Source organism: Ilyobacter sp., assembly GCF_041583315.1.
GTDB lineage: Bacteria > Fusobacteriota > Fusobacteriia > Fusobacteriales > Fusobacteriaceae > Ilyobacter.
This window is the reverse complement of record NZ_JBFHGC010000575.1, coordinates 1-1,757: the sequence shown is the minus strand read 5'-3', so window position 1 is coordinate 1,757 and position 1,757 is coordinate 1. Positions and strand designations below refer to the sequence as shown.

The 1,757-nt window shown below is 33.7% G+C and carries 1 protein-coding gene; it reads left to right on the top strand.

Features of this window, described 5'->3' with window-relative positions; genetic code table 11:
• Positions 1 to 48: 48 nt before the first annotated feature.
• Positions 49 to 1,389 (top strand): Na+/H+ antiporter NhaC family protein, encoded by a 1,341-nt coding sequence (locus ABZA26_RS14345; RefSeq protein ID WP_372715174.1) that lies wholly within the window; start codon positions 49 to 51, stop codon positions 1,387 to 1,389.
• Positions 1,390 to 1,757 lie beyond the last annotated feature (368 nt).

Sequence of the window (1,757 nt, the reverse complement as noted above, 5' to 3'; positions counted from 1 at the left end):
GGTTTTAAAGTTAAAATCTGTGTGATCATTAAAATTTAAGGAGGTTTCATGGACATTATACTGAGCATGGCTTTTATTTTTACTCTTTTGATACTTTCGATTATAAATAAAATATTTATCGGATACCCGTTGTTTGCTGCCCTTTTTATTTTTGCTTTTCTGGCCTTAAAAAGGGGATATTATATAAAAGATGTCCTTAAAATGATTTTTGAAGGCGGAAAAAAATCATTTATTGTTCTCCAGGTATTCTCACTTATAGGTATTCTTACATCCCTGTGGATCTCAGCGGGCACAATCCCGGCAATTGTTTACTACGGAATCAAGTTTATGAACCCCGACTTTTTTATTATCTATACCTTTCTTATTGTTTCATTCGTATCTTTACTCTTAGGAACCTCATTTGGTACTGCTAGTACCATAGGAGTAGCCATAATAGTAATGGCAAAATCCAGTGATATAAATCTCGCCATAGTGACAGGAGCCATTATGTCAGGGGCTTACTTCGGAGACAGGTGTTCTCCAATGTCATCTAGTGCCATTCTGGTTGCCAACCTCACAGAAACAGACCTCTATACCAACATAAAGAATATGTTTAAAACAGGAATGTTCCCTCTGATTCTTTCATGTATTTTTTACTTTATTCTCTCCTTCGACAATCCCATAGTTTTCACCAATGAAAATATAGGTGGGAGCATGAAAGAAGTTTTTAATGTCGGTCTAGTTTCACTAGTTCCGGCAATAATAATCCTGATAGCTTCTCTATTAAAAATAAATGTCAAAAAATCCATGAGCATCAGTATTATTTCAGCTGCCTTTATATCATTTTTAGTTCAAAATTATACTATTTTAGATATTTTAAATTTTTCTGTTTTTGGATTCAAATTGGAAAACAGTGTTAAAATAGGAAATATTTTAAATCGCGGCGGAATAGTATCCATGTTTAAAGCTGGAATTGTGGTTTTTATCTCATGTGCCCTGGCTGGAATATTCAACAGGACAAGAATGCTTGAGAAGTTTCAAAGCATATCCCTCAGATCCAACAATAGATTTCAGCTGTTCTTGTGTACAACTATAGCCAGTATCCTTACAGGAGTATTTGGATGCAGCCAGACCATCTCTGTTGTACTCACAGAGCAATTTTTAAAGGATGCATACAGCAAGTTGAATTACACCAGGGAAAAATTAGCCATAGACCTTGAAAATACAGCCATTGTCATTGCCCCGCTTATCCCTTGGAATATAGCTGCCTTTGTCCCAACTGAGACTTTGAAGGTTAATTTTTATTCTTATATTCCTTATGCCTTTTACTTATATCTTTTACCCATAAGCAGTTTCCTGGTATTCAAATTTCAGAATTCCAAGTTGAAAGTCAAAGAAAACATTGTCTAAAATTTATTGATGTTCTTTCTATATAAAACTTCTAAAAAAGACTGTTTTTAAACAGTCTTTTTTTCTTTTTTCTATCAAGAGATTACTTAATTTATCTAGTATTACTTTTCTCTTGACAGAAAAGCACCCCAAGGGTATTTCCTCCCTTCGGTCAGGGCATAACCAAAAGGTCAAGGCTGTAAAAAATCAGCTAAATACCCTTGAAAAATCCAAGAAAAACTCGAAACTCACTACGCTCAGACAATCGATTTTTTTCTAAGTATTTTACTGCGGTCATTCTTAACGCTGATTTTATCAATGCCATTGAAAGATTAAAAGCTTTAAAAATTTTTTAAGGTCATTAAAATCTTTAAAGATTTTCTAAAGAT